Genomic DNA, 19,307 nt, shown 5'->3' on the forward strand with positions numbered 1-19,307 from the left:
GGGCTTATTTAGTTTCTACCTTAACTTGCTCTTTAGGCAAAGAGGTGTTGTCTTTGGGCATATCTTTTACAATGCTGCTGCGTGCTTCTTTGATGATCTTTTCATCGCCCATGGAGCAGGTACCGGTAAAGACGGCGCCCGCTTCTATGATGAGCTTGCGCGTGTAGATGTCACCGGTAATTTGTGCGGTGCTTTTGAGCACCAGTGTATCAGCGACTACTACCTTGCCAATAATTTCGCCTTCTACCTCCATATTTTCGGCAACCACATTGCCCTGCACAATGGACTTGGTACCGGTTACTATCTTCGCTTTGCTGATGACGTCGCCGGTTACGCGCCCGTCAATACGTATGTTGCCCGAAGCCTCTACATTGCCGGTAAAATGTGTGCCGGCACCAATATGGGTGTTGGCATGAAGGTCTTGCGGTTCGTTCCCTTTGCTGGGAGTGCTACTAAATACGGCCATGAACATAATTCTTCCTGTTTAATATTTTTCCACTTACAACTAAAATGCAATCAACTGTTCAGGATTTACAGGATTTCCCTTGAGCCAGAGCTCAAAATGGAGATGTGGTCCTGTGCTATACTTTCCTGTATTACCGATAATGGCAATGGCTTCGCCGGAGCTTACGATGTCGCCTACCTGCTTGAGCAATTTGGCATTGTGTTTATAAACAGAAATCAAGTTGCCACTGTGTTGTATGGCAATGACGTTGCCCGTTTCGTCGGTCCATCCGGCGAAGATGACAGTCCCGTCGGCAATGCTATGAATGGGGGCATTGGCTGTGGCCACTATGTCAATGCCATAATGCTTTTGTTCCATGCTGAAACGTCCGGAAACGATGCCTTGCAAGGGGGGAAACAAAATACCTATAGAGGCACTGCCTGCTTGGTTTGCCACTTGATAATAAGTAGTAGCGTTTGCTTGATCGGCTTCTTGTTCATATTCGCTACGCAATGCCAGCTCTGCTTCGGAAACATAATCCAAGTCTATGCTGTCGGTCTGCGCTATCTTTACCTCTTCGCTCTTACCGGCCCGGGCTTTTTCTGCTTCTTCTTTCCAGGGTGCTACGTCGCCACGGATGACTTGGTGAAGGGTTTGTATGTACTGCTCATTGTACTGAAGTGCCATCTCCAAAGAGTCGATGGTTTGATAAAGCTGAATAAGCTCACGCTTGACGGTTTGGGTTTCCTGCTTGCCAAAGCTGCCATGCTCGTGCAGATAGGAAGACAGCCAAAAGCCTCCCACAAACACCAATAGTATGAGTGGCACCGTAATGGCCAGTATCTTCGCCCGCGTGATGGGATAGGATTTATAATCAGCCAGTCGCTCTTCATCCCGCATCACCAGGCGATAGGGGTGGGTCAGCCAAGTGTAAAGTGTTTCTTTTTTCTTTCTCATGCGTTTGTATCCGTCTCGCAACCGCCTTGCTTTTTATACGAAAAGCCCGGAGGCGGGTTTATTGGTGGATTTTTTCTTGTTGTAAGATTTGCAACAAATACTGTCCATATCCGCTTTTTAGTAACGGCTGGGCTATACGCTCCAGTTGTTCGGCATCGATAAAGCCATTGCGGTAAGCCACCTCTTCGATGCATCCTATCTTGAGCCCTTGGCGCTCTTCTATCACCTGCACAAACAAAGAGGCTTGCATAAGCGATTGGAAGGTGCCTGTATCGAGCCAAGCCGTGCCACGGTTCATTACCTTCACTGTCAGGGCGCCCATTTCAAGGTAGGCTTTGTTTACGTCCGTAATTTCGTATTCGCCACGGGGCGAGGGCTTGAGCGCCTTGGCTATGTCTATCACCCGGTTGTCGTAAAAATAGATACCGGGCACGGCGTAGTTGGACTTGGGCTTTTGGGGCTTCTCTTCAATGGAAAGCACGCGCATGTCTTTGTCGAAAGTAACCACGCCGTAACGTTCGGGGTCTTGCACGTGGTAGGCAAAGATGATGCCCCCTTCCGGGTCATTGCAAGACTTAAGCGTTTGTGACAAGCCCGAACCATAGAATATGTTGTCGCCCAAAATAAGGGCTACTTTATCGTTGCCTATGAAGGACTCGCCAATGATGAAAGCTTGCGCCAAGCCTTCGGGGCGCTCTTGCACGGCATATTGAAAATGGCAACCGATGCGGCTGCCGTCGCCCAGCAGCTGTTCGAAGCGGGGCAGGTCCTGAGGGGTGGAAATAATCAATATATCGCGAATGCCCGCCATCATCAAAGTAGAAAGCGGGTAGTAGATCATTGGTTTATCGTAAATGGGCATCAGTTGTTTGCTAATGCCTTGTGTAATAGGGTAGAGGCGGGTACCTGAACCGCCGGCTAAAATGATTCCTTTCATGGGATACTACTTACATGTGTGTAAAATGGTGCCCTTTTGCTTTTTAGACAGGTAAATATAACGCAAACCGCTTTAAGCTCAAAAAAATGTATTACTTTAGCTTAACAAAATCACTTTCTAAATCACGGTACTTATGAAAAAGAAAATCCTCATTGCCGCCGGTGCTTTGTTGCTTGTGTTGGCACTTTGCATAGCACTGATTCCGCTGGTCTTTAAAGACAACATACAAGCAGCCGTGCGTAAGCAGATAGCACAATATGTGGCTGCTGATGTGTTTTTCGATACCGATAATTTTTCGGTGAGTCTGTTGCGGGATTTCCCGCACCTGAATGCCCGTTTGGATGACTTTGGGGTAGTGAACCGTGCCCCCTTTGCCGGCGATACGCTCTTATCGGTGCGTTCGTTTCGCTTAAGCCTTGATCTGTGGAGTGTGCTCTTTGGCGATGAAATGAAAATACGCTCGGTGCAACTCATTGAACCACGCATTCACGCCCTGGTCAACGCAGAAGGCCAAGCCAATTGGGATATTTTCCTGGAACAGCCGGCCGATACGCTTCAAGAGGAAGAGGCAGCACCTCTTTCTTTGGCTATTGACGAATGGCGCATCGAAAACGGCTATATCGTTTATGACGACCGCAGCCTGCCGGTATATGTGCGTTTGACGGGGGTCAATCATACCGGTTCGGGCAACTTGCAGGCCGATGTGTTCGATATGATTACACAAACCGAAATAGCGGCTACTTCCGTTGCCTATGACGGTGTGGAGTATATAAGCAATAAGAAAGTAAGTGCCAACATCACCATGGGTATGGATTTGGCGCAAAGCCGCTACACTTTCAAAGACAATATTCTGAAAATAAACGAGTTCCCTTTGCATTTTGAGGGAAGCATTGTCATGCCCGATACCAATATTGTGTTGGATTTAAAATACAACGCTCCGGAAACGGACTTCAAACAGCTGCTTTCGTTGGTGCCGGGTGTTTATTCCTCTTCTTTCAATGACTTGAAGGCATCGGGTAGTGTTCAGTTCGAAGGCGTGGTAAAAGGCACATACAATGCGGTGCAGATGCCGGGGTTTGGCTTGCGATTGGAAGTGAAAGACGGCCATTTTCAGTACCCCGGTATGCCTGCGGAAGTGAAGAACGTGCAGCTGAATGTAGAGCTGGAAAACCCGGATGGAAATCTTGAGAATACGCTGCTCGACCTGAAGCGCTTCCATATGGATTTGGGCAAAAACCCCATAGACATGCGCGCCAATTTCCGGGGGCTCGAATCCATAGACATGTATGTAGATGCAAAGGCTCGTTTGAACTTAGCCGATATGGCAACTATATTTCCCATGGAGGGCATGCAGTTGAAAGGCTCCTTTTCGCTGGATGCCAAGGTAGAAGGCACCTACAATGACCGGCAAATGCCCGTGGTAAATGCGCAGATGAGCCTTGCAGACGGTTATATAAAGACTGCCGAAGTGCCTAAGCCTTTGGAAAAGCTGAACTTGACTGCCACCCTGCAAAGCGATGGCTCATTGCCCGGCTCTACTTTCCACCTCCGGCAGTTTACCATGCTCTTCGATGGTGAGCCAATAGAAGTGAGTGCCCTCATTCAAGATTTCGATAAAGTGAACTTTGACGTCAATGCCAAAGGCAAAGCCGACCTTGAAAAGTTAACACGCCTCTACCCCTTGGAAGGCATGCAGCTGGCCGGTAAAATAGACGCCGACCTGCATGCAAAAGGCAATATGGCTTTGATTGAACAAGAAAAATATGACCAACTCGATTTTTCGGGCTATGCACGCATGACAGACTTTCGCTATATGACAAGCGACATGCCGGAGGTACGCATACAACAGGCGGCAGCCCGCATTTCGCCCCGCGAAATTATTGTAGAGCAAATGACCGGCAGCGCCGGCAAGTCCGACTTCCGATTGGTAGGTACCATTGCCAATTATATGGCTTACACCTTTCACGATGCTGTGTTGCGTGGCAAGATGCATATGGAATCCAAGCATTTTGATGTGAACGAGTGGATGACGGAAGAAGAAGCAGCAGAAACAACCGGCACGGCTGCAGCTGCCGGAGCCGATACGGTAGATTTGGCAGCCATTGCCATTCCTAAAAACCTCGATTTTGTGTTCGATGCCAAAATACAAGAAGTGGTTTATGATAACTTGCTTTTGAAAGACCTGGTAGGCAAAATCATTATGCGTGAAGGCAAGGTGGTGTTCGAAAATGTAAGTACCCATACCTTGGGTGGGCAATTGCTGCTGAGTGGTGTGTACGATACTTCCGACCCTTATAAGCCATTTTTTGATTTTGCAATGAAAGTAGCCAACATACAAATCCCCGAAGCATACAAAAGCATTGTAACGGTGCAGCGCATGGCGCCCTTGGCTGCTGCCATGCAGGGGACCTTCTCTTCTGACTTGCGCCTGGCCGGCGTGTTGGGCAGCGATCTTATGCCCAAATTTGAAACATTGAGTGGGGGCGGCTTGATAGCCATAGTGCAAGCCGCACTGCAGGATACACCGGTGCTGTCTAAAATCAGCAGCCTGACCAAAATGAAAGACTTAGCCCCCATGAGCCTGCAGGATGTCATCATGAAAATCAAAATAGACAAGGGGCGCGTCAATTATGAGCCTTTTGTAGTGAAAAGTGGCGACCGCGTGATAACGGTGAGTGGCAGCAACGGTTTTGATGGTAGTCTCGACTTTACCCTGGCAATGGATGTGCCGGCAGGCGCCGCAGGGCAAGCCGTTCAAGGGGCTGTCAATCAGCTGACGGGCACCAATGCGCTAAGTGGCGATCGTCTGCTGTTCGACGTGGAAATAGAAGGCACTTACGACAAACCGAAGATAAAAGTAAAACCGCGCGGCACAGCCAAGGAAGAGGTGAAAGAAGTGGCTAAAGAAGAATTGCAAAAGCAGAAAGAAGCCATCCAACAGGCAGTAGAAGAGAAAAAAGAAGAAGTGGAGCAGCAAGTAAAAGAAGAAGCTGAGAAGGTGAAGGAAGAAGTGAAAGAAAAGGTAAAAGAAGAAGCCGACAAGGCAAAAGATAAGTTGAAAGATAAAGTGAAGGACAAGTTGCCCATTAAGTTCCCATAGAACTTGATTGCCTGTGTGCAGAAAAGCTAAGGGGGCACCCATCATTGGCGCCCCTTGAGTTTTTTCAGCTTATGCAGAATGCAGACGTCCGCCGTCTATTGCCAAGTATACACCGTTGATATAAGAAGCCAGTGGCGATGCAAGAAAAGCCACGGCATAGGCGATCTCTTCGGGGCGGGCAAAGCGGCCGGCCGGTACCTGTGCACTTAGCTGCCGTGCCATTTCGTCGAAAGTGCAGCCTGCCTGCTCGGCGCGTTTTTGAATGATTTGTGCCAAACGCTCGGTTTGTGTAAAGCCGGGCAAAATGTTATTGACAGTAATGCCCCAAGGTGCCAGCTCGCGTGAGAGTGTCTTTGCCCAGTTGGCTACGGCCGCACGTATGGTGTTCGATACGCCCAGGTTAGGAATGGGCTCTCTGACCGAGGTCGAGATAATATTGATAATGCGCCCGTATTGGTGTTTGCGCATGGAAGGCAGTAGCACCTGCAGTATCATTTGAGAAGCCACCACATGTTGCTCGAAGGCTTGGCGATAAGCATCAGCAGAGGCAGTATGAGCAGGTCCCGGGGCAGGTCCTCCGCTGTTGTTTACCCATATGTGCACATCCAGCTTTTCTGTTTGAAGCAGTGTTTGCAGCGCTTGGCTGCTTTGCGCTGCATCGGATAAGTCCACTGCCAGAATATGGTGCTGCCCGGCATGGGGCAGGCTTGCTTTCAAGGCTTGCAGGTCGGTTGGGTTGCGTGACAGTAAAATGAGGCGTGCGCCTGCTTGTGCCAACACTTCGGCACAGGCACGCCCAATTCCCCGGCTTGCGCCACCAATGAGTGCCGTTCGCCCTTGTAGATCAATGTTGAGCATGTTTTTTTCTTTCAAAAGTAGAAAAATTTACAGCCTGATGCCCATCAGCAGCACATCGTCGCGCATGGGCGTGCCCTTGGTGAAGTTTTCCAACTCTTCTATCAAGTATTGGCGCTGCCGCTCCATGGACTCTTTGTAGTAGAGCTGCAGCAGTGTTTTTAAACGTTTGGTGCCGAACTTCTCCCGTTCGGGGTTGGCTGCATCGGTGAAGCCGTCGCTGCCAATGTAAATGCAATCGTTGGCATGAAGTATCAACTGATGGTTTTCGAACTGCTCCAGCTTTTGGCTCATGGTGCCACCAATCCCGCGGCGGTTGCCCTTCAGTTCTACCAAGGTACCATCTTTGACCACATAAGCCGGGCGGCGTGCGCCGGCAAAGGTCAGTTCAAAAGTCTCTTCATCTATTTTGTCTATACGGCAGAGTGCCACATCCATGCCGTCGGCATTGCCCGTTTCATCTTGTCGCAGCGCTTTAAAAACGGCATCATTTAAAGCCTCCAATATGAAGGCGGGATTGTAAAGATGTTTTTCATTGATGATTTCGTCGAGCAGTGTGTTGCCTATCATAGACATGAAGGCACCGGGCACCCCGTGTCCCGTACAGTCAACGGCGGCAAAAAACAGATGTCCTTCTTGTTCGTTGAACCAGTAAAAATCGCCGGACACCACGTCGCGCGGCAAATAAATAACAAAGAAGTCACGTACATATTGAAGGATTTCTTCTTTGGAAGGCAACATGGCACGCTGAATACGGTCGCCATATTGAATGCTTTTGTTCAGGTGCTCATTGATAGCCTGCAACTCTTGGTTTTGCCGTTCGATAAAGTCCCTTTGCGCAAGAATCTCTTCCCTTTGTTGTTGCAGTTCTTCGTTTTGAGTGAGTATTTCCTCTTGTTTTTGTTGGAGTTCGGCCGTTCGCTCACGCACCTTCTGTTCCAATATGATATTTTGTTCTCGTATGATGCGCTCATTTTCTTGAGCCATAGCCAAAGCACGCGCCTGTGCTTCTTCGCGTTGTTTGCGAATGACGTTGATGCGGTCAGCCAAGGCAAGTGACAAGAACACCACTTCTATGACTGCCCCAAACAGGTGCCCGTAGTGGAAGATGAAAGTACGTGGCAGCAAACCAAAAGCCTCCGATGCCGTAGCGATAAGCCCCAGCAAGAAAGCCAACCAAGCAATAATAAAATACTGCGCGGCTTTGTTTCCTGCGCGATAAACCGCAATACCGGCGGCGATAATGATCACGGAGTCCACAATGATACTTAAAACCACCGGTTTAATCATAGTTTGGTAGGGCAAGAAAAAGCTGAGGGGAATGTCCAATACATTGATGCCAAAGAGCACCCAGAGCACGATTCTCATGCGTGGGGCATAGCGTTTGGTGTAAAGAAAGCGATTGGCAAAAAGTACTGCTCCTATTAGCCCCAAAGAAATCAATACGGGAATGGATACGTTCGTCCAAAACAAACTATTGGGCCAAAGGTATTGAAAACCATGCCCTTGCAAGCCTGCTTGTGCCAGCGTGTAACCAATGACATACACACAATAGTAGGCATAGTTGAGGTTGCGTAATGCCGCGAAAAGTAACAGGTTATAAAAAAGCATGACCAACATGCAACCATAGAAAAAGCCGAATGCCAAGTCGCTTTTAATGGTGTATTCTTGGAATGCATTGGAAGTGTATATTTTAGCAGGTAGCTGCACCGAGCTGCTGGTTTTCACACGGATATAAATGGTATAGACACGGCTGTTGTCGTATAAATACAAGGGAAAAGTGGGATTGCGAAAATGTATTTCACGCCGGGCGAAGGGGACTTGGTCACCAATGGTTTCGGACAACCAACGTCCGGCTTCGTCCTGCCGGTAAAGCGTGACGCTGTCCAACAGCGGATAGTTCAACTCCAGCAGCCACTCCTTGGTGCGTTGTGCTTGGTTGCTCAATTGCAGTTTAAGCCATACGGGCTTGTTTAGAAAGCCCAAGTTGATAACCTTTTTTGTATGTTTTTGAAATTGCCCCTTTTGGTTGGCTTGCATAACATCCTCTAAAGAGGCGTGTCCGCTTTCGTCTATCCAATAAGAAAAGTAACTGCTGACATCCATGGTGCGGCTGTCATCCCGGAGGGTAGCCACTGTTTCTTGCCGGGCGTGACTCCCGAAGCAAAATGTAAAGAAAAGCAGGGAGAAGAGTAAAGTGCGTTGCATCATAAGCATATTTTAGAGTTGCCAAGCTTTCAAAATATAGAAATTAATTGCGATGAAATTGTGTTTATGTAGGAAAAGTATTGAATTTATGAAAAAAAAACTATAAAAGGTATAACTTGAAGCGTTTTAAAACTAAAAGCAATTAGCTATGGCAAAGATGAACGTTGTCAATCTGATGCAATGGGTAGAAGCCCACAAGGAGGTATTGAAGCCGCCGGTGGGTAATAAAGAGATTTATCCTGATGGCGACTTCATTGTAATGGTGGTGGCAGGTCCCAATGCCCGCAAAGACTACCACTTCAACGAAGGTCCGGAATTTTTCTATCAGATTAAGGGCGATATTGTGTTGAAGGTCGTTGAAGATGGCGAGTTTCGCGACATCCCCATCCGGGAAGGGGAGATTTACATGCTCAACCGCCGTACTCCGCATTCACCGCAGCGCCCGGCCGGCACGGTGGGCTTGGTCATCGAAGAGCGCCGCCGCCCGGAGCAAACCGATGGCTTCATTTGGTACTGTGATAACTGCCATGAAAAGCTGCATGAGGTGTACCTGAAACTTGAAGACATAGAAAAACAACTGCCGGAAGTCTTCAAGGCATTTAAAGAAAACAAGGAGCTACACAAATGCCGCAATTGCGGTTCAGTATTGGAGCTGCCTTGATGGCGCCGTAATCAAAAGCCGGATGAAATATTAAGCTTCATCCGGCTTGCCATAGGTGGGAAATATTATAAAACAAGTAAATTATTTTTCTTGCCACACCGTGCGGCGTTCATCGGGTGAGTGCACCAGCTCAATGCGCAAGGGGTTGGGCAGCATAACCAAATAAGCTTCTTTCCCCTCATGGTCACGCTCAATCCACACGCCTTGTCCGTAGGGGCTGATGAAGTGCTGCTGTTTGCCTTTCTTTTCTACCAATACCTCACGGGGAATATATGAAACCGGGGCAAACACTTCCACTTCCGGACAAACCTCTTCGTGCACATCTACCAAAATATCTTCCAGGAAGTCCCCATATTCTTCGGTGAACTCATCTTCCATATCATGAAGTTCTTCCTCCAGGTCGTCATATTTGGGGTCGTCGTAGTTAAGTGTGCTTAGCTTCCTGCGTTGCTCAATGATGTGTATGAGTAATTGATTTATGGCTGAATAATCGATAGACATAGGGAGGCCTCTGTTTGGGTTTAAAAAATAACTAATTGAGCGATGTTGCAAAGATACGAACAATTTGAGGTTTATAGAATTACACTTTGCTAAGAATCTTTTTTGTTTTACCGGGGCGTATGTGTAAATTTGTATGAAAAAGAAAGCATTTCATCACCATATTCAAAACGGAAAAAACTATGGCAGAGCAAGATTTTCTTCCTATCAACGGTACCGATCATATTGAGTTCTACGTAGGCAATGCCAAGCAAGCCGCCTACTTTTATCAGGTAGCCTTCGGCTTTCAGCTGGTGGCTTATGCCGGTCCCGAAACCGGTGTGCGTGACCGCGCCTCTTATGTGTTGGAGCAGGGAAAAATACGCCTTGTTCTGACGGCTTCCTTAGATCCTTTTTCTGAAATCAGCGAGCATGTGAAATTGCATGGCGACGGCGTGAAGGTCTTGGCTTTGTGGGTCGATGACGCCGAGATGGCTTATTATGAAACGATGAAACGGGGGGCGCGTTCTGCCGGTGAGCCTAAAACACTGACCGACGAATACGGCGAAGTGAAGGTGGCTTCTATTCATACCTATGGTGACACCATACACACCTTCGTAGAGCGCAAAAACTATCGCGGTCCCTTCATGCCCGGCTATCAGAAATGGGAAAGCCCCGTGAAGTCGGAGCCCATCGGCTTGAAATATGTAGATCACTGTGTGGGTAATGTAGAGCTGGGCAAAATGAACGAATGGGTGCGCTTCTATCAAGACGTGATGGGCTTTAAACTGCTGGTTACCTTCGACGACAAGGATATTTCTACCGAATATTCGGCTTTGATGTCAAAGGTGGTTTCTAATGGAACCGGTTATATCAAATTCCCTATAAACGAACCGGCAGAAGGAAAGCGCAAGTCGCAAATAGAAGAATATCTGGAATTTTATCATGGTCCGGGTGTGCAACATATTGCCGTAGCTACTGACGACATCGTGCATACTGTCAGTGAGCTGCGCCGCCGTGGGGTAGAGTTTCTCTATGTGCCCGAAACCTATTACGAGGATTTGAAAGAGCGTGTGGGCAACATAGATGAAGATGTGGAAAAGCTGAAGGAGTTGAATATCCTGGTTGACCGCGACGACGAAGGGTACCTGTTGCAGATATTCACCAAGCCGGTGGAAGACCGCCCCACTTTGTTCTACGAGATTATTCAACGCAAGGGGGCTACTTCCTTTGGTAAAGGCAACTTTAAAGCTTTGTTTGAAGCCATTGAGCGAGAGCAGGCGCGCCGTGGTAATTTGTAAGCGAACTTTTGCCGGAACAACAGTTAATAAAAAAGCTGCCCTGAATGAAAAGGGCAGCTTTTTTGCATGGACGAACTATGTTTACAAGGTATCTATGACCGCCATGAGCGTTTCGGCTTTGATACGCTCTTTGTAGTTTGGGTTGACATACGCAAAGCGTACCACGCCTTTTTTATCTACCACAAAAGCAGCAGGGGTGGGTAGTATGTCTTCATTGGTGCCGCCGGATGCTTCTACCAAGTCAATGCCGTAGGTGGCATATTTTTTAAGTGTTTCGGGGTCGAGGCGGAACGACAGACCGAAAGCATGAATGGCTTCCAGCTTACTGTCTGAAAGCAGGGTGTAGTTGAGTTTCTGCTTTTCCAATGTTTGTTTGATGGATGCCGGTGAATCGGGGCTGATAGCCAAAATTTGATAGCCTTTTTTGAGTAAAGCGTCTTCTACTTTGCGCAGTTCAGCCAAATGGCGGTTGCAATAAGGGCACCATCCGCCGCGGTAGAAGATGATAACGGCAGGCTTTTCCTTGACCAAGTCCAAAAGGCGTACGGCATTGCCTTCTACGGTGTGTACTTTTACGTCGGGAATGGTTTCGCCTACTAAAATGGGGCATACCTCATCGGCTTTGCCGGCTTGTGCCCATCCTTGAACGGCTGCTATGAAAAGCAGCAGGCTGCCAAATAGAAATACTTTTTCCATCATGGTTTCTTTGGGTTTAATTTCACCTTAAAGAACACACTTTGCCGGCAATTGTAATGTCAGCATGCTGACATTGGCAGAAACCATGTTCAGGCATGCAGGGATTTCATACTCAAGTACAAACGGTGAGCCTCACGCGAAATGGGGCGTAAGCGTTTTTCAAAGAAACGAATGCTTGGAGCACCGGATAGAGGGTAATAGTACGCCACTTCTTCTATGTCGTGGCTTTCGTGCAGATGTTGTGCCAATAAGGAAAACAAAAAAGGATGGGCTCGCTTGACACGAAGCGATATTATCAGGAGTGTATTGTCGCGCAGGCGCTGAGTGAGGCACCAGCCGAAGGGGGTGTCATGGTGGTAGATGGCAAAACTGTGTGCAGGGTCAATAGGAAGTGGCGGTGCCAGTGCCAAAACCTTACTGCTAAGTGTGTTGATTTTATCCCGGATGTCTTGCGGAAGCTCGTTCCATAGTTGTAAACGCAGCGGGTTTGTGCCATGTGGCTTCCTTTGCATCCAGGAAGCTTGCAACAGCTGTTTTTTAGGTACAATGCCCCAGCTCAAAGCGCGGGCGGGAAGCGTCCACAGACGATGAAGAAGCGCTTGTTTGATGAGCGAAAATTCCGGGATTGCATCAGAAAGCAGAAACAGTAGTTTGTTATGTCGGTGCTTCTTAGCCAACCATTCACTTTGTTCTATCAGTGCAGGAAAAAGCGAATAATATTGTTCATGTGCATGTAGGCGTAAAATGCGCGCTTTGCCTCCGGCAGCAGACAAGTGATGCAACAAGCTGAAAGCCACAGTTTGGTGTTCGGCGTTTTGAGCTAAAATTAACGAGAAGTTGCCTTGTGATGGAATGTCTTTCAGGGGCTGTATGCCGGGCAACAGCGTATGAAGCGCGGCGGGCGGCACAGATTCTATGATTTCGAAGTGGGGAGTCATATAAGGAAAGCCAATTTCAAAAGTTTTTCTACAATCATAAAAAATAAATATGCACTGTCAAAACAAATACTTGTGCAGCAAGAAGCAATAGGTCGTTATTTCAAAGCCATATGCAGGCGCACGGCAAGAAAAAGGCAGCCTTACTGCCTTCAAAAGGAATTTTACCACTAACTTGCGAGCCTGAAATAGTTAAGCAGGAGACTGTATGGCAAGCGGAACAAAAGACAAACGCCCAAACCATATTCTTTATTTTGACTTTATCGCTACGGTGCGTTTAAGCATTCCTATTATTGTGGGGCAGCTGGGCATCGTATTGATGGGGGTGGTCGATACCGCCATGATTGGCCGGGTGGGTAAAGAAGCTCTGGCAGCAGGAGGAGTAAGCAATGCCGTCTTTTTTTTAATAGCCATCCTGGGTATTGGCCTGCTCAATATCTTGTCGCCCATGATAGCCGAAGCACAAGCCCGGCGCATACCACAAAACCTGAAAGCATTGTTGGTGGGGGGCTTTTGGGCTGCCACTGCCTGTGCGTTGGTGCTGGGCAGTGTCATGGGGGTAGTGATTTGGCATTTTGACAAGCTGGGGCAATCGCCGGAAGTGACTGCCTTATCGCGCGAATACATGACCATTTTGTTGAGTTCTTTATTCCCCATGTACTGGTTTTTATGCCTGCGCCATTTTACTGACGGCATGGCTATGCCTCATTTGTCGATGTATGCTACTTTGGTGGGCTTGCTGTTGAATATTTTTTTGAATTACCTGTTGATATTTGGCCATTGGGGGTTGCCTGCATTGGGGCTTGCCGGGGCTGCTTGGGCTACCTGGGGGGTGCGCTGGGCTATGACCTTTATCTTGTTCTTCTTTTTGCTGCGCCTGCCTGCCTTTGCCTTTCTTAAGCGCCATCAGGTGCAGATGAAAGCCTGCCGCCAAGCGTGTTTGCGTATCGTGACCAAGGGCTTAGGTACAGGCCTGCAACATTTCTTCGAAGTAGCTACCTTCGCTTTGGCAGCCATTATGATAGGATGGGTCAACGACACACAGCTGGCTGCCCATCAGATTGCCTTGAATATGGCCAGCATAACCTATATGATTTCTACGGGTATTGCCGCTGCCGGTGCTATACGTGTGGGCAATGCCCTGGGGCGTCGCCAATGGCACCGTGTGGCACGTGCCGGTACGGCAGCCCTGTTGACAGCCATTGTGGTGATGACCGGCGGGGGCGTGCTCTTTTGGCTGTTCCCGGACTTTTTAGCCTCACTTTATACGCGTGAAGTCGAAGTGCTGGCTGTAGCTGTGGATTTACTTTTAATTGCCGCTTTTTTCCAGCTCTCCGATGGCATTCAGGCGGTGAGTCTGGGTATTTTACGTGGTTTGCAAGATGTGCTCTATCCAACCATAGCCACACTTATTGCCTATTGGGTGGTAGCGCTTCCTGTGGCTTATTACTTGGGTATTTACAAGCAAATGGGGGCATGGGGCGTGTGGATAGGCCTGCTTGTAGGGCTTACCTTGGCTGCTGTTTTTTTGTGTGTTAGGTTCTATCTTTTATTGGCCGTGCGGAAGAAAAGAGCAAATAAAGTTTAATCCTTATACTTTTATTTCTGAATCTTTCTTATATTTAATCATGCTTGCTTAATGAAAAGGATTTTATGGATGTAAATAAACATACGGTGAGTAAACTGCAAATAGATAGCACGGAACTGACACCTCGGGTGTTGTTGGATGCCGGCTTAGGAAAAATAGAAATAGAAGGGGTGGCTATTCCTGAGAACACTCATGAGTTTTTTGCGCCTTTGTTGCAGTGGATAGATGAGTACAGCAAACAGCCACGTCCAAAAACCATTGCTTCTTTTAACATTACCTATTGCAACACCAGCTCATCGATGTACATTGCCGAGATGTTGCGGCGGCTGCGCAAGATTAATCAAGCAGGATTTGATGTATCGGTGAATTGGTATTATGAAGAAGACGACGAAGACATGCGTCTTTTAGGGGAAGACTTTCGCCGTATCAGTCAACTGCAGTTTTCCATCATTCCGATTCCGCCGGTGGAGTAGCCGGGGAGGTTACGTAATGCAAAATGGCATTTTTCAGGTACACCGGTTTTTTAAACACAAACAGATGCCCTATATCGTCGGGCGTGATGAGTTGTAGGGGCACATGCCCCAATTTTTCCTTAACGAACCGGCTGTTGTCCGGTACTATCTTGTCCGCTTTACCGTGAATCAGAGTGACCGGGCATTGAATAGCCTGCCATCCGTCTTGTATTTGCCACAGGTCTTCCACATGTCGCATTTTTTCTATTTGTGCATGCTCGAGTGCCGTGGGCAGTATCCGGCGGATATGTTCCAGCGGGCGGTTAAACCAAAAAAACTTCTCATTGTCGGGATCCAGGGCAGGTGCTGCCAATATCAGTGCCTGCACGTGCGTGGGGGCAAGCATAGCCAGCCGGGCAGCAATAGGTCCGCCATAGGAATAGCCTACCACAAGGGCTTTGTGTTTTTGGGCAGCTTGTTGTAAGAGGGGAAGTAACAGGCGGGCTTGGTAGTCAATAGAGGGTGGGGGCAGATGAAAAGAAGAGTAACCATAACCGGGGCGGTCTATCAATACAAAGCATACTTTGTCAAGCAAAGCAGTGTCTTGCGTATAAGACAAAAAGTCGCGGGAAGAGCCGGGCGAGCCATGCACGCAGAAGACAGGCGGGAGGGAGGTGTCACCTACAACAACACTGCGCAAGAGGTATTCACCGGCTTGCGTATAGTTGATTTGCAGCGGAATGCCCCGCTTACTGAATTGACGCTTGAGTTCTTTGTCCGGTACTCTAAATTGCATACAGCTTTCGAGAAAAAACACACTAATCAATAGTAGCAGGCCGGCGGCGCCTGTAAGTTGCTTGATACGTTTTGCCATGGCGTTTCCTTGTAAGCACTAAGGTGGAGTCGTTGGGCATCTGCACACCGAGCTCAAAATCATAAGGCGGCTCTTGATTTTGGGTGTGTGTGCCAATGTAATGAAAACGCTTCACTTTGATGCGTTGCTTGCGGCGTATCAAGCGCCACTTGCCTTCGCCTACTACGTTGCCTACTTGCAGGCGGTAAGTGCCATCCTTTTGAAAACTCACTATGCTTTGCAAGTCGCTGGCTGCTTGTGCCGCTGTTGTTATTTCTTCCCAACTGCCCCACAATTGATGAGGATACACCTTTTGAGCTTGTACGCAAGAAGCAGAAACCAATAAAAGCCAAAGCAGAATAAAAAATAGCCGCGTCATGAATGTATGCTGAATTGCTTTACTATTACTTACAAACGAAAAAGTAGAAGACTTAGTTTTGCTTTTAAAAAAGAAAAGGCACCCTTATGAGGTGCCTTTGTGGGTATCATCCCTTTGATTACAGGCGATTCCCAAATGGGCTGCCAAAAGGCGAACCAAAGGGTGAAGCGAACGGATTTCCAAATGGAGCTTTCATAATAATGCCCTCCTTTGCTTTTTGTTATGTTAACAAATGTAATAAATTTTAATGAAATTGCCAAATTTTGATTGGGTATTCTGATGTTTTTTTACCTTTTCTACTATTAAATACGGCAATAGGAATAAAGGTAACTTTATTTTTTTCCTTTTTCCGTTGTCAGGAATGGGCAAATACTATACCAAAGGCAGCTTGAAATGTGAGGCGCAACAAGGCTACTTTGGGGCTGCTAAGCTGTGTATCCTTGTCACTTGTGTTTGAGAGGTGACCTAAATAGAGGCCGTGAAAAACAAAAAAGGACAGCCGCTGTGACTGTCCTTTTGGCTTGGCGGAGGGTGAGGGATTCGAACCCCCGGTGGGCTCATCACCCACAACGGTTTTCAAGACCGCCGCATTCGACCGCTCTGCCAACCCTCCGTGCTTTCGAATGGTGATGCAAATGTAGATGCTTTTTTTGAAAGAGTCAACATTTGCAAGCAATATTTTTACAGACTTTGAAAGCGATATTGTCTTAGAAAGCGATATTGTCTTACAAATTGTTTTTTATACTTTATTGAATAGGCCTATAAAAAGAGGCTAGTTAAGATTAAGACCCAATGCAAGCCCTGCCCACAATTTGCCTTGGTATACCCATATGCTTCTGTTCAAATCCAGCAGATGATCTGTCGCAAAAGAGATGCCACAAGTGAAATTATCTACTGCAAACAGCAGCGTGATGCCATTGCTCCACACAATGCCATCATATTCTTGTGGTAAAAGAAAATGGGTGGTAGTCGGTGATATAAAGGCATTTCCTAATCCGGAAAACATACCTATAGAATATGCCCAGTGGTGAAGGTGGCGTTTATAATTGTTGAATAGAGTAGGTTTATAAGTAAGCAGATATCTATCGCTTCGATATCCTATATAAATGGCAGCATTTACTTCTGCATTTAATTGGGCGGGGAGACTACTTTGAGCCGGCCTTAGCTTGATAGGATGACTCAATAGATCGATGTCTAAGTGATTTTGTTTGAGCATCCAGGTTTGGTGGCTGTTATCGGGGAGCTCTTCCGGTAAGGATATCCGCGATACAGAGGTGGTGTCTATTTCCCAAGTAGTTTGCTTCTGATTCAAACCGTACATTTTAATTGTTTCCTGCTCGGACTTGACGTACATATGCTTTTGCTCTGCTTTTTGCTTACCCATTTGCACGACCAAGTAATGTCCATCAGGCGGAGCGTCTATAATTGCTTTTTTGAATAGACTACATCCGGCAATTAACCAAGGAAGTAGTAAAAAAAGAAGACGAGTGTGTCGAAGCATAAATGTATGATTTAGAATTGAAAATAAATAAACGGCTGTACATCGGCGGTGCTGGCTTGGTAAATACTGAGGGCTGCCAGCACGAAAACAACGGCTTTGGCAATCTCAGGCAAGGCAATAAAGCGCGTTTCTACCTGCTGCTTCCATTGCGCCGGCAGCCAGTGCACGGCATAACCCAATAACATGAGCAGCATAACCGGGCGGTAGCTCTGAATGACTTCGGGCAACAATTGAGCTTGAAAGTTAAAGGCGATTTGATGCAGCATTTGCCGGGCAATATCCATAGCCGACAAAGTGAGCATTTCATTTACGGGAATATCATTGACGCGGAAGTAAATCCAGCAGAGGCACACAAAGTGAAAGGTAAGAAACTGCGCAAAGAAGCGATAAAGCCCATGTGCAGGCCGCTCTTTGCTGTCGCCTTGGCGTATTTCCATCCAAAGTTTGTGGATAGCCAAGGCCAAGCCATGCAAGAAGCCCCATATTAAAAAGCGAAGGTGTGCTCCGTGCCAAATGCCCCCCAATACCATGGTAAGCATCAGGTTTAAATAGTTGGCAATAGCACGGCTTTTTTCAGGGCGAAGCAGCACCAGGCACCACCCCACCACAATGGCAACGCACAAGACACCACTACTCCAGACCTGCAGATAAAAAGCATAAATACCCAGGAGTAACACCAGGTGGGTACCTATATAGCCCAGCCAAGCCACGCCGCTCTTATACCAAGCCAGCCACAGCAAGAGGCAGGTAAACAACCACATAAAACTTTCCCAAGGCATACGCTCGGCAAGCATGAGCAGCGACAGGCTCAAGGGCACGCTCATATAAGTGAACAGCGAGGCGCTGCGGTTGCCGCCCAGCGGTATGTACAAGTAGTCGCGCAGCCACGAAGACAAGGAAATATGCCAGCGCCGCCAAAAGTCGGTAATGCTTTGTGCTTTGTAGGGGGAATTGAAGTTCAACGGCAGTTGGAATCCCAGCAATAAAGCTACGCCTATGGCGATATCGGTATATCCGGAAAAGTCACAGTAAATTTGAAGGGCATAGCCGTAAACCGCCAGCAGATTTTCCAAGCCTGTATAACTGGCAGGGCTTTCGAACACCCGGTCCACAAAGTTGATGGAAATGTAGTCAGAGATAAGCATCTTTTTTACCAAGCCGTTCAGTATTAAAAACAAGGCGTGCCCATATTGCTCTTTGCTGAGCCGGTAGGGCCGGTATATTTGAGGTACAAACTCCGAAGCACGCACAATGGGACCGGCAACCAATTGTGGAAAGAAGGACACATAAAAAGCAAAATCGACGATGCTCTTGACCGGTTCCAATTTGCCGCGATAAATATCAACCGAGTAACTGATGGTCTGAAAGGTAAAAAACGAAATGCCGACCGGCAGAAAAATAGAGGTATAATCCAAGTCGGTACCTGTCAGCCGGTTGATAGTTAGGGCCAGGTAGTCTATGGCTTTAAAGTCTGTTTGAAACAAGTAGTTGATAAAGTCGGTGAGCAGGTAAGCGTATTTGTAATAAGCCAGCAAGCCTAAATTTACAACCAAACTTACCACCAGCAGGAAGGTACGCAGTGTTTGATTACGGCTGCGGTAAATACGCTCGCCTATGCTGTAATCTACCAAGGTGCTGAAAATAAGCAGCAGAAAATAAAAGCCACTGGATTTATAGTAAAAAAACAAGCTGAACAGTGTGAGAAATACAATCTTTAGTTTCCGGCTTTTGTAAATAAATTGATAGGTAAGCAAGACAAAACCAAAAAAAATCCAAAATAAAGCGGTGGTAAAAATCAGGGGCTTTTGCGGGTTATATACAAATGCTTGGCTGATGAGGTTTGTCCAATCCAACATAATTGTAATAAGTCTAAACCGGATGAGCTACAATAAGTGAAAAACGCATGCAAGCTACTAAAAAAAGCGACATCTTCAATAGCCTTTTTGTAGCTTTGTGCATTCA

At 47.3% G+C, this 19,307-nt stretch carries 17 protein-coding genes and 1 tRNA gene; 5 read left to right on the plus strand and 13 right to left on the minus strand.

Annotated elements, in window-relative coordinates; genetic code table 11:
- Positions 1–4: 4 nt before the first annotated feature.
- The 3 genes from QVE43_RS10920 to rfbA are packed head-to-tail and all read right to left on the minus strand — an operon-like array spanning position 5 to position 2,339.
- A complete protein-coding gene (locus tag QVE43_RS10920) occupies positions 5–472 on the minus strand; it encodes a polymer-forming cytoskeletal protein (RefSeq protein WP_288007096.1) in 468 nt (155 codons plus the stop codon).
- A 33-nt stretch (positions 473–505) separates the two neighbouring features.
- Entirely contained in the window at positions 506–1,402 is an 897-nt protein-coding gene (locus QVE43_RS10925; protein ID WP_288007098.1) for a M23 family metallopeptidase, read from the minus strand.
- 58 nt (positions 1,403–1,460) lie between these two features.
- Positions 1,461–2,339, minus strand: coding sequence for a glucose-1-phosphate thymidylyltransferase RfbA (rfbA, locus tag QVE43_RS10930; protein WP_288007099.1), 879 nt, complete (start codon positions 2,337–2,339; stop codon positions 1,461–1,463).
- A 133-nt stretch (positions 2,340–2,472) separates the two neighbouring features.
- On the opposite strand from rfbA, the gene QVE43_RS10935 reads away from it, so the two are divergent.
- The gene (locus QVE43_RS10935; protein WP_288007101.1) at positions 2,473–5,439 is read left to right on the plus strand and encodes an AsmA-like C-terminal region-containing protein; all 2,967 of its coding nucleotides are present in this window, start codon (positions 2,473–2,475) and stop codon (positions 5,437–5,439) included.
- Between the two features lie 69 nt (positions 5,440–5,508).
- Here QVE43_RS10935 and QVE43_RS10940 read toward each other — a convergent pair whose 3' ends face one another.
- Complete coding sequence (locus QVE43_RS10940; RefSeq protein WP_288007103.1) at positions 5,509–6,297, minus strand: SDR family oxidoreductase; 789 nt, start codon at positions 6,295–6,297, stop codon at positions 5,509–5,511.
- 27 nt (positions 6,298–6,324) lie between these two features.
- The gene (locus tag QVE43_RS10945) at positions 6,325–8,505 is read right to left on the minus strand and encodes a 7TM diverse intracellular signaling domain-containing protein (protein ID WP_288007105.1); all 2,181 of its coding nucleotides are present in this window, start codon (positions 8,503–8,505) and stop codon (positions 6,325–6,327) included.
- A 145-nt stretch (positions 8,506–8,650) separates the two neighbouring features.
- On the opposite strand from QVE43_RS10945, the gene QVE43_RS10950 reads away from it, so the two are divergent.
- Positions 8,651–9,163 (plus strand): 3-hydroxyanthranilate 3,4-dioxygenase, encoded by a 513-nt coding sequence (locus QVE43_RS10950; RefSeq protein ID WP_288007107.1) that lies wholly within the window; start codon positions 8,651–8,653, stop codon positions 9,161–9,163.
- 81 nt (positions 9,164–9,244) lie between these two features.
- Here the strand turns inward: QVE43_RS10950 and QVE43_RS10955 are convergent, their stop codons facing one another.
- On the minus strand, positions 9,245–9,664 hold the full coding sequence (locus QVE43_RS10955) for a hypothetical protein (RefSeq protein WP_051633132.1): 420 nt from the start codon (positions 9,662–9,664) through the stop codon (positions 9,245–9,247).
- A gap of 179 nt (positions 9,665–9,843) precedes the next feature.
- Here QVE43_RS10955 and hppD point away from each other — a divergent pair, with 179 nt between their 5' ends.
- Complete coding sequence (gene hppD, locus QVE43_RS10960) at positions 9,844–10,941, plus strand: 4-hydroxyphenylpyruvate dioxygenase (protein WP_038030064.1); 1,098 nt, start codon at positions 9,844–9,846, stop codon at positions 10,939–10,941.
- Between the two features lie 81 nt (positions 10,942–11,022).
- On the opposite strand, the gene QVE43_RS10965 is transcribed toward hppD, so the two are convergent.
- Complete coding sequence (locus QVE43_RS10965) at positions 11,023–11,640, minus strand: peroxiredoxin-like family protein (RefSeq protein WP_288007110.1); 618 nt, start codon at positions 11,638–11,640, stop codon at positions 11,023–11,025.
- 86 nt (positions 11,641–11,726) lie between these two features.
- Positions 11,727–12,575 (minus strand): hypothetical protein, encoded by an 849-nt coding sequence (locus tag QVE43_RS10970; protein WP_288007112.1) that lies wholly within the window; start codon positions 12,573–12,575, stop codon positions 11,727–11,729.
- Positions 12,576–12,780: 205 nt separating this feature from the next.
- On the opposite strand from QVE43_RS10970, the gene QVE43_RS10975 reads away from it, so the two are divergent.
- Positions 12,781–14,160 carry an MATE family efflux transporter gene (locus QVE43_RS10975; RefSeq protein ID WP_288007114.1) on the plus strand — a complete coding sequence of 460 codons (1,380 nt, stop codon included), beginning with the start codon at positions 12,781–12,783 and terminating at the stop codon, positions 14,158–14,160.
- Between the two features lie 65 nt (positions 14,161–14,225).
- A complete protein-coding gene (locus QVE43_RS10980) occupies positions 14,226–14,633 on the plus strand; it encodes a DUF1987 domain-containing protein (RefSeq protein WP_288007116.1) in 408 nt (135 codons plus the stop codon).
- Here the strand turns inward: QVE43_RS10980 and QVE43_RS10985 are convergent.
- The 5 genes from QVE43_RS10985 to QVE43_RS11005 all read right to left on the minus strand — a co-directional run bounded on the left by QVE43_RS10985 (position 14,608) and on the right by QVE43_RS11005 (position 19,201).
- A complete protein-coding gene (locus QVE43_RS10985) occupies positions 14,608–15,486 on the minus strand; it encodes an alpha/beta fold hydrolase (protein WP_288007118.1) in 879 nt (292 codons plus the stop codon). The genes QVE43_RS10980 and QVE43_RS10985 overlap by 26 nt on opposite strands.
- Positions 15,431–15,844, minus strand: a complete 414-nt coding sequence (locus QVE43_RS10990; protein WP_288007120.1) for a hypothetical protein — start codon at positions 15,842–15,844, stop codon at positions 15,431–15,433. The genes QVE43_RS10985 and QVE43_RS10990 overlap by 56 nt, the downstream gene beginning before the upstream one ends.
- Before the next feature lie 522 nt (positions 15,845–16,366).
- Positions 16,367–16,457, minus strand: a tRNA-Ser gene (locus QVE43_RS10995).
- A gap of 159 nt (positions 16,458–16,616) precedes the next feature.
- Complete coding sequence (locus QVE43_RS11000; protein ID WP_288007122.1) at positions 16,617–17,345, minus strand: hypothetical protein; 729 nt, start codon at positions 17,343–17,345, stop codon at positions 16,617–16,619.
- 11 nt (positions 17,346–17,356) lie between these two features.
- Positions 17,357–19,201, minus strand: coding sequence for an MBOAT family protein (locus QVE43_RS11005; RefSeq protein ID WP_288007124.1), 1,845 nt, complete (start codon positions 19,199–19,201; stop codon positions 17,357–17,359).
- Between the last annotated feature and the right edge of the window lie 106 nt (positions 19,202–19,307).

This window comes from Thermonema sp., assembly GCF_026003375.1.
GTDB lineage: Bacteria > Bacteroidota > Bacteroidia > Cytophagales > Thermonemataceae > Thermonema > Thermonema rossianum.